7 protein-coding genes are annotated in these 8,577 nt (G+C 70.4%); 3 read left to right on the forward strand and 4 right to left on the reverse strand.

What is annotated here, in order from left to right:
* Window positions 1-9: 9 nt before the first annotated feature.
* Entirely contained in the window at window positions 10-591 is a 582-nt protein-coding gene (locus JFN87_RS18350) for a single-stranded DNA-binding protein (RefSeq protein ID WP_209341271.1), read from the reverse strand.
* Between the two features lie 89 nt (window positions 592-680).
* Window positions 681-971, reverse strand: coding sequence for a 30S ribosomal protein S6 (gene rpsF / locus JFN87_RS18355; protein ID WP_030905355.1), 291 nt, complete (start codon window positions 969-971; stop codon window positions 681-683).
* A gap of 261 nt (window positions 972-1,232) precedes the next feature.
* Between rpsF and JFN87_RS18360 the strand changes: the two genes are divergently transcribed.
* The 3 genes from JFN87_RS18360 (at window position 1,233) to JFN87_RS18370 (ending at window position 3,963) form a co-directional block, all read left to right on the forward strand.
* Complete coding sequence (locus tag JFN87_RS18360; RefSeq protein WP_209341273.1) at window positions 1,233-1,541, forward strand: hypothetical protein; 309 nt, start codon at window positions 1,233-1,235, stop codon at window positions 1,539-1,541.
* A gap of 174 nt (window positions 1,542-1,715) precedes the next feature.
* Window positions 1,716-2,852, forward strand: coding sequence for a lipid II:glycine glycyltransferase FemX (locus tag JFN87_RS18365; protein ID WP_209341275.1), 1,137 nt, complete (start codon window positions 1,716-1,718; stop codon window positions 2,850-2,852).
* A 79-nt stretch (window positions 2,853-2,931) separates the two neighbouring features.
* Window positions 2,932-3,963, forward strand: a complete 1,032-nt coding sequence (locus JFN87_RS18370) for an alanine racemase (protein ID WP_209341277.1) — start codon at window positions 2,932-2,934, stop codon at window positions 3,961-3,963.
* Between the two features lie 351 nt (window positions 3,964-4,314).
* On the opposite strand, the gene JFN87_RS18375 is transcribed toward JFN87_RS18370, so the two are convergent.
* Window positions 4,315-5,895 carry a glycosyltransferase family 87 protein gene (locus tag JFN87_RS18375; protein ID WP_372449250.1) on the reverse strand — a complete coding sequence of 527 codons (1,581 nt, stop codon included), beginning with the start codon at window positions 5,893-5,895 and terminating at the stop codon, window positions 4,315-4,317.
* Between the two features lie 115 nt (window positions 5,896-6,010).
* Window positions 6,011-8,577: transglycosylase domain-containing protein (locus tag JFN87_RS18380; RefSeq protein ID WP_245180246.1), on the reverse strand; the 2,567-nt coding region annotated here is incomplete at its 5' end.

Genomic DNA, 8,577 nt, shown 5'->3' on the forward strand with positions numbered 1-8,577 from the left:
GGAGCCGTCCTAGAAGGGGGGCTCGTCCGAGTAGCCGCCACCCGAGCCGCCGGAGCTGCCGCCCCAGCCACCCCCGCCGCCCTGCGGCGCCTGCTGGCCACCGGAGGGGGCGCTGGTCGCCCAGGGGTCGTCGGCCGGAGCACCGCCGCCGGAGCCGCCGCCCCAGCCGCCGCCTCCGCCGCCGCCCTGCTGGCCGCCACCGCCGTAGCCGCCCTGGCCGCCACGGCCCGTGGTCTTGGTGACCTTGGCAGTGGCGTTCTTCAGGCTGGGACCGACCTCGTCGACGTCCAGCTCGTAGACCGTCCGCTTGACGCCCTCACGGTCCTCGTAGGACCGCTGCTTGAGCCGGCCCTGGACGACGACGCGCATGCCGCGCTGCAGCGACTCGGCGACGTTCTCCGCAGCCTGGCGCCACACCGAGCAGGTCAGGAACAGGCTCTCGCCGTCCTTCCACTCGTTGGTCTGGCGGTCGAACATGCGGGGGGTCGACGCGACGCGGAACTTCGCGACCGCGGCCCCCGACGGCGTGAAGCGCAGCTCGGGGTCGTCGACAAGGTTGCCGACTACCGTGATGACGGTCTCGCCTGCCATGGATGGAACCTCTCGGCGGGGATTGCGCGGGAATGCTTGGCTGTGCTGCTACTCGTTACTCGATGCCGAACTCGCTGCCGAGCCTCGGCTCAGTGCGTCTCGGGACGCAGCACCTTGGTCCGGAGGACCGACTCGTTCAGCTTCATCTGCCGGTCGAGCTCCTTGACGACCGCAGGCTCGGCCTGGAGGTCGATGACCGAGTAGATGCCCTCGGGCTTCTTGTTGATCTCGTAGGAGAGACGACGACGGCCCCAGGTGTCGACCTTCTCGACCTTTCCGTCGGCCTCACGGACGACGGAAAGGAAGCTCTCGATCAGCGGGGAGACAGAACGCTCCTCGAGATCGGGGTCGAGGATGACCATCACCTCGTAGTGACGCATGTGGAACCCACCTCCTTTGGACTCGGCGGCCACGGTCGTTCCGTGGCAGGAGGGTCGTGATGCGTGAGCAACGGTATCGGCCGCCTCTGACAATCGGGCCGGCGAACCGGCTCGGGCAGACCTGGGCAGACACCGCCGCAGACCGTACAGGCTACCCGGACATGCACGTCCGGTTGAAATCCGCCCGCACCCGGGCACAATCTGGGTACATCGGGTACGCGCGGCGCTACGACGCGCCGCCGGTCAGCCAGGAGGTGCCTCATGGCACAGGCAATGCATCCGAAGACGTCAGGCGGCTCCCTCTTCGCCTCCGACGGGAAGCCCCACCCGCTGCAGGACACCCTCATGGCCGCGACGCTCGTCCTCGGGCTGCTGGCCTTCGTGACCGCCTGGTTCCACAGCCTGTCGCTGCTGACCTCGTGGGTCGGCCTCGTGGGCATCGTCGTCGGCGCGTACACGCAGTACGTCTCCGTGACCACACGCGAGCGTTTCCTGACCATCCTCGGCCTCGGAGCCGCCGCGATCGGCTTCTTCCTCGGCATGGCACACGGCGGCCTCTTCGTCGCCTGAGCGCGGCCGGCCGTCACAGCCGCCGTCGGCCACCGCGCGCCGTGCCGGCAACCAGCACGCACGCGCGGTGGCCGACACGGCCAGGCCGACGCTCCCGGGGCGCAGTAGGCTTCGGCGCGTGACCCGGAGCCCCACGTACCCACTGGGGACACACCCGCCGAGGAGCGCCCCCGCATGAGCCTGCCCCAGAGCAAGAGCCTGGTCCTCAGGACCATCAGCCGTGAGCAGCATCTGGCGTACATCCAGAGCCTGCCCTCCGCCAGCCACTGCCAGGTGCCGGCATGGTCCGACGTGAAGACGGAGTGGCGCTCGGAGAACCTCGGCTGGTTCGACGCGACCGGCCGGCTGGTCGGCGCGGGGCTCGTGCTGTACCGGCAGCTGCCCAAGATCAAGCGCTACCTCGCGTACCTGCCGGAGGGCCCGGTCATCAACTGGCACGCGCCCAATCTGGACGAGTGGCTGCAGCCGATGCTCGCGCACCTCAAGCAGCAGGGCGCCTTCTCGGTGAAGATGGGGCCGCCGGTTGTGATCCGCCGCTGGGACGCGGCCGCCATCAAGTCCGGCATCCAGGACCCGGACGTGAAGCGGCTGCGCGACGTGGAGGCCACCCACATCGAGCCGCGCGCGTTCGAGGTGTCCGACCGGCTGCGGAAGATGGGCTGGCAGCAGGGCGAGGACGGCGGCGCCGGCTTCGGCGACGTGCAGCCGCGCTACGTCTTCCAGGTGCCGCTGGCGAACCGGTCGCTCGACGAGGTGCTCAAGGGCTTCAACCAGCTGTGGCGCCGCAACATCAAGAAGGCCGAGAAGGCGGGCGTCGAGGTCGTCCAGGGCGGCTACAACGACCTCGCCGAGTGGCAGCGCCTGTACGAGATCACCGCGGAGCGCGACCACTTCAGGCCGCGGCCCCAGTCGTACTTCGAGCGCATGTGGACGGTCCTGAACACCGAGGACCCGAACCGCATGCGGCTCTACTTCGCGCGCCACGAGGGCGAGAACGTCGCCGCGGCGACGATGCTGATCGTCGGCGGCCACGTCTGGTACTCGTACGGTGCCTCCGCGAACCACAAGCGCGAGGTGCGGCCGTCGAACGCCATGCAGTGGCGCATGCTGCGTGACGCGTACGCGATGGGCGCGACGGTCTACGACCTGCGCGGCATCTCCGACTCCCTGGACGAGACCGACCACCTCTTCGGGCTGATCCAGTTCAAGGTGGGCACCGGCGGCGAGGCCGTCGAGTACATCGGCGAGTGGGACTTCCCGCTGAACAAGCTCCTCCACAAGGCGCTGGACATGTATATGTCGCGGCGCTGACCGCCCATACGCTCCCCCCCGAGAACGTTCGAGAAACAGCTGACGGCTACGGCAGCCGAGAGAAAGGTCCAGGACCGGCATGGCGCTCTCCCTCTACGTCGACACCGCGCGCTGGCGGGCGCACCAGAAGTCGGTCATCGATCAGTTCCCCGGCATCGTGCCCGTCTGCAAGGGCAACGGGTACGGCTTCGGGCACGGGCGGCTCGCGGAGGAGACGACCCGTTTCGGGTCCGACATGCTCGCCGTCGGCACGATCTACGAGGCCGCGAGCATCAAGGACTGGTTCAGCGGCGACCTGCTGGTCCTGACCCCGTTCAGGCGGGGCGAGGAGCCGGTGCCGCTGCCCGACCGGGTGGTCCGCTCCGTCTCGTCCATCGACGGCGTGTACGCGCTGGTGGGCGCGCGCGTGGTCATCGAGTGCATGAGCTCCATGAAGCGCCACGGCGTCAGGGAGGACGAGCTCGGGCAGCTGCACGCGGCCATCGAGGACGTGCGTCTCGAGGGTTTCGCGCTGCACCTGCCGCTCGACCGCACGGACGGCTCTGACGCGGTCGAGGAGGTCATCGCGTGGATGGACAGGCTGCGCGCGGCCCGGCTGCCGCTGCACACGATGTTCGTGAGCCACCTGAAGGCCGACGAGCTGGCCAGGCTCCAGCAGCAGTTCCCGCAGACCCGCTTCCGCGCGCGCATCGGCACCAAGCTGTGGCTCGGCGACCATGACGCGACGGAGTACCGGGGCGCGGTCCTCGACGTCACCCGGGTCGTCAAGGGCGACCGGTTCGGCTACCGCCAGCAGAGGACGGCGGCCGACGGCTGGCTCGTGGTCGTCGCCGGGGGCACGTCCCACGGCGTGGGGCTCGAGGCGCCGAAGGCGGTGCACAGCATGACGTCGCGGGCGAAGGGCGTGGCACGCGCGGGGCTCGCCACGGTCAACCGGAACCTGTCGCCGTTCGTCTGGGCCGGCAAGCAGCGCTGGTTCGCGGAGCCGCCGCACATGCAGGTGTCGATCCTGTTCGTGCCGTCGGACGCGGAGGAGCCGAAGATCGGTGACGAGCTGGTGGCGATCCTGCGCCACACGACGACGCAGTTCGACCGGCTCGTCGACCGCTGAGCGAGCGGCGCGCCGCGCGGGCTTGAGCGCCCTGCGCGCCGCGCGGCTTGAGCGTGGGAGGCGCCGCCGCCGGGCGCGGCGCGCCGAAAGGGCCGCACGAGCCGGAGCAGCGTGCCCCGGCCCCCCCCACGCCTCGCGGGTGCGCACAGCCGACGATCACGGCCGACGGGCTCTGACGCCGGAGCCTGGGCACAGTGACCTGGGCGCCAGGCGCTCGCCGTGCGGGGCACGGGCCAGAGGGCGGCCGGGGCCACAGGAGCCGGAGCGGCACGCCGGGGTCTGAGAGACGGATCCCGGCGCCACCCGCTGTGCTCGTCACCGCCCGGCGTGCGGGCCCGGGCGGCACGGGGGCTACCCCCCGTGCCGGCCCTTCCCCGGTGCCGGCGGCGGCCAGTGGCCGGTGTCCCACTCGTCGCGGCCCCACTCGACCCGCCGTCCGGGGCCCTCGTCCCCCTCCTCGTCGCCGGCGAGGCGTGCGCGCGCCGCCTCGCCCAGGACGAAGACGTCGGGCGCCCGGTCGAGCACGCCGCCCGACGGGTCGTCCTCGCCGTCGGCGCGCACCGGGTCGCGCTCGGGCATCAGCGCGTCCCGCACGACCATCGCGCACAGGAACAGCGTGCCGGCCAGGTGCAGCGCGATCGCGATCTGGTACCCCTGCGCCGGCAGCCCCTTGTGCGCGTCGCCGCTGGTCGTGTAGGCGAGGTACATCCAGATGCCGAGGAAGTACATGACCTCGCACGCCTGCCACACCAGGAAGTCGCGCCAGCGCGGCCGCGCGAGCGCCGCGAGCGGCACGAGCCAGAGCACGTACTGCGGCGAGTACACCTTGTTGGTCAGGATGAACGCGGCGACGACGAGGAAGGCGAGCTGCGCGAACCGCGGCCTGCGCGGCGCCATCAGCGCCAGCGCGCCGATGCCCGCGCAGGCGAGCACCATCAGCAGGATCGAGTACGTGTTGACCGGCCCGACGTCGTTCGTGAACGCGCCGGTGTGCTGGTTGATGATCAGCCAGAACGACCCGAAGTCCACCGGCCGCGACTGGCTGAACGTGTAGAACTTCTTCCACCCCTCGGGGGCCAGCAGCATCACCGGCACGTTCACCACGAGCCAGGCGCAGGCGGCGCCCAGCAGCGCCGTCCCGTACGCCCGCCACTTGCCGGCCCGCCAGCACAGCACGAGCAGCGGTCCGAGGAGCAGCACCGGATACAGCTTCGCGGCCGTGGCCAGCCCGATGAGGACGCCGAACGCGACCGTCCTGCCCCTCGTCCACATGAGCATCGCCGCCGCCGTCAGGGCGACGGCGAACAGGTCCCAGTTGATCGTGGCGGTCAGCGCGAACGCGGGCGCGAGCGCCACCAGCAGGGCGTCCCAGGGGCGGCGCCTGTGGATGCGGGCCGTGCACACGGCGATGATCGCGGCGCAGACGAGGAGCATCGCCGCGTTCGCCATCCAGTAGGCCTGCTCGCGGCCCATCAGGTCGGCGTCACTCGACGTGAACAGCGAGGTGATCCAGGAGGCGACCTCCATGAACAGGCCTGTGAGCACGGGGTACTCCAGGTAGTCCATGTCGCCGTTCAGGCGGTCGAAGTACGGCACGAGGCCGTCGGAGAAGCCGCGCGCCTGGAAGAGGTGCGGGACGTCCGAGTAGCAGGCGTGCGTGTACTGGGAGCTGGCGCCGCGGAACCACGCCCAGTCGTAGCAGGGCAGCTTCTGGACCATGCCGAGCGCGAACATGCCGATCGCGACGAGCGCGACGACGCGTACGGGGGTGAGCCAGCTCGCTCTGGCGTACGCCCAGCGCCCGAAGGGGCCGCCGATCAGCTCGCTGCCGGCCGCGGCGATCCGGTCGCGGCGCGTGGGCGCGACGTCGTCCGCCTCCTGGGGCGCGACGGACGTACCGGCGGGTGCGGAGGTGTCTTCTGCGCTGGGCATGGCGCCCATCCTGCCGTACGGCGCCGGCAACGCGACGAGGGCCGCCGCGTCCGGCCCGTACACGAGGGGTACGGGCCCGGCGCGACGGCCCCCCGGGGCGGCCGTGGTCGCGTGCCTACGTGACCGGGCCGCCGAAGATGCTGCCCGTGCCTCCGTTGTTGCCGCCGCCCGCTCCGTTGCCGCCGGTGTCACTGCCCGGTTGCGAGTCGGACGGCGACGGGTCGGTACCGCCGGTGGTGCCGCCGTTGCCTCCCGTGCCCCCGTTGCCGCCGTTGCCGCCGTTGCCGCCGTTGCCGCCCGTGCCGTTCTGCCCGCCGTCGGAGCAGCCCCACCACGAGGTGCAGGTGTCGGACGGCGACGGCGGCGGCGAGACGTCGGACGGACTCGTCGACGGCGACGGCTGCGTGGACGGGGACGGGGAGGACCACGGGGACGTGGACGGGGAGACGGACGGTGAGGGCGGCGGGGAGTGCAGGCCACCGCCGAAGACCGACTTGCCGATGGGCTTGGGCTTCGTGAACTTCTGGACGGTCGTGCCCGCCAGCGCCTTCGTCATGTAGTCCTGGAAGATCCCCGACGGGAACGACGCGCCGTGGATCTTCTCCAGGCCGCCCGTTCCGTACATCGACAGGAACTTGTGGTCGCCCTTCGCGCTGTCGTCCATGCGGTACATGTCGACGGCGGTCGAGAGCGCCGGGGTGTAGCCGACGAACCAGGCCGACTTGTTCTCGTCGGTCGTACCGGTCTTGCCCGCCACCTCACGGCCCGCGACCTGCGCGTTGGTGCCCGTGCCCTTGTCGACGACGGTCCGCAGCACGTCGGTCACGTTGTCCGCGACCTGCGCGGGCATCGCCTGCGTGACCTTGTCCTGATGCTTGTAGACCTCCTTGCCGCGCTTGAGGACCTTCGTCACCGAGTACGGCTCGCGCTGCTTGCCGTGCTGGGCGAAGGTGCCGTACGCGCCGGCCATGCGGATGGCGCTCGGGTCGGAGATGCCGATGGAGAACGACGGCACGTCGGACTTGCTCAGCTGGCTCGCGGACAGGCCGGCCTTCTCGGCCTCCGTACGGACGGTCGGGATGCCCACGTCCATGCCGAGCTGCACGAACGCGGAGTTCACGGACTCGCGCATGGCCTCACGCAGGCTGATCGACGACTGGTTGTACCCCTCGTCGTTGGCCTGCAGCCACTCCTTGCCGCTCTTGTCCACCCAGTCCTTGCCTGTGTAGTCCTTGACCTTGTACATGTTCTTGCCGGGGTAGCGGCTGGTGTCCGGGTTGACCGGCGTCCGCGCGGAGTCGGGCTGGTCGGGACCGAGACTCGGGTCTCTCTTCCCGTGCTCCATGGCGGCGGCCAGCACGAACGGCTTGAAGGTCGATCCGACCTGGGCCCCGGTGAAGTCGGCGTTGTCGGTGAAGTGCTTGGTGGCGTCCTCGCCGCCGTAGATCGCGACGATCTTCCCCGTCTGCGGTTCCACGGACGCGGCGCCGAACTGCACGTACTTGTCCTTCTTGGGCCGCTTCTTCGGATCGATGTGGGCCTTGCGGACCTTCTCGACGGCCTTCTCGAGCTGGTCGACCTTCTTCTTGTCGAAGGTCGTGTAGATCTCGTAACCGCCGTGGGAGAGGTCGTCCGCCGTGATGCCCTGGCTGTTGTGGGCGACGTACGACTTCGCGAGGTCCACCAGGTAACCGACCTGGCCGCTGAGCTGGTGGGACTTCTTCGGCTGGTCGTAGTCGGGAAGCGTCTTGAACGTGGCGCGCTTCGCGGCGCTGAGCTTGTGGTCCTGGACCATCTGGTCGAGGATCCAGCTCCACCGCTGCGTCTCGCGCTTGGTGTTCGCCTCGTGCGTCGCGTTCGGGTTCAGGCCCGGGTTGCCCGCCGGGTCGTAGAGGGTGGCGCCCTTGAGCAGCGCGGCGAGGAAGGCGCACTGGCTCGGGTCGAGGTTCTTGGCGTCCGTGCCGAAGTACGCGCGTGACGCCGCCTGGATGCCGTAGGCGCCCCGGCCGTAGTAAGAGGTGTTCAGGTAGCCGGCCAGGATCTGGCGCTTGTCCATCTTGGTGCCGACCTTGATGGAGATGAACAGCTCCTTGACCTTGCGGCTGAGGGTCTGGCTCTGGTCTCCGAGGCGGGCGTTCTTGACGTACTGCTGGGTGATCGTGGAGCCGCCCTGCGTCTCCTGGCCCTTCGCCATGTTGAGGACGGCGCGCGCGATGCCCTGGGGGTCGATGCCCGAGTCCGTGTAGAAGGACTTGTTCTCCGCGGAGACCACCGCGTCCTGCATCGCCTTGGGGATCTGGTCGATGCCGATGATCTGGCGGTTGCGCTCACCACCGGTGGAGACCATCGGGGTGCCGTCCGACCAGTAGTAGACGTTGTTCTCCGCCTTGGCCGCCAGACTCACCTGGGGCAGTCCCACGAGCGCGTAGGCGGCCGAGCCCGCGGCCAGTATCGAGCCGAAGAACCCCAGCACGAGCGCGCCGGACAGCTTCCAGGACGGCATCCAGCGGCGCCAGCCGTACTTCTCGAAGCGCGGGTAGTCGATGAAGCGCTTCTTGGCGGGCCCCCGGCCTCTGCCGCGCCCACCGGCCCCTGGTCCCGTGCCCGTCCCGGGCGCGGTGTCGGCCCCGCGCCTGCGGCCTCCGCGCTGGGCGGCGCGCCGGGCCGCGGGGCGTTGTGCGA

It is taken from the genome of Streptomyces montanisoli, assembly GCF_017813245.1.
In the GTDB taxonomy this organism is placed as follows: Bacteria; Actinomycetota; Actinomycetes; order Streptomycetales; family Streptomycetaceae; genus Streptomyces; species Streptomyces montanisoli.

Excerpts from the sequence above, each read along its gene's own strand:
- JFN87_RS18350 (WP_209341271.1), bottom strand. The coding sequence starts at position 591 with ATGGCAGGCGAGACCGTCATCACGGTAGTCGGCAACCTTGTCGACGAC.
- JFN87_RS18365 (WP_209341275.1), top strand. The coding sequence starts at position 1,716 with ATGAGCCTGCCCCAGAGCAAGAGCCTGGTCCTCAGGACCATCAGCCGT.
- JFN87_RS18370 (WP_209341277.1), top strand. The coding sequence starts at position 2,932 with ATGGCGCTCTCCCTCTACGTCGACACCGCGCGCTGGCGGGCGCACCAG.
- JFN87_RS18360 (WP_209341273.1), top strand. The coding sequence starts at position 1,233 with ATGGCACAGGCAATGCATCCGAAGACGTCAGGCGGCTCCCTCTTCGCC.
- rpsF (WP_030905355.1), bottom strand. The coding sequence starts at position 971 with ATGCGTCACTACGAGGTGATGGTCATCCTCGACCCCGATCTCGAGGAG.
- JFN87_RS18375 (WP_372449250.1), bottom strand. The coding sequence starts at position 5,895 with ATGCCCAGCGCAGAAGACACCTCCGCACCCGCCGGTACGTCCGTCGCG.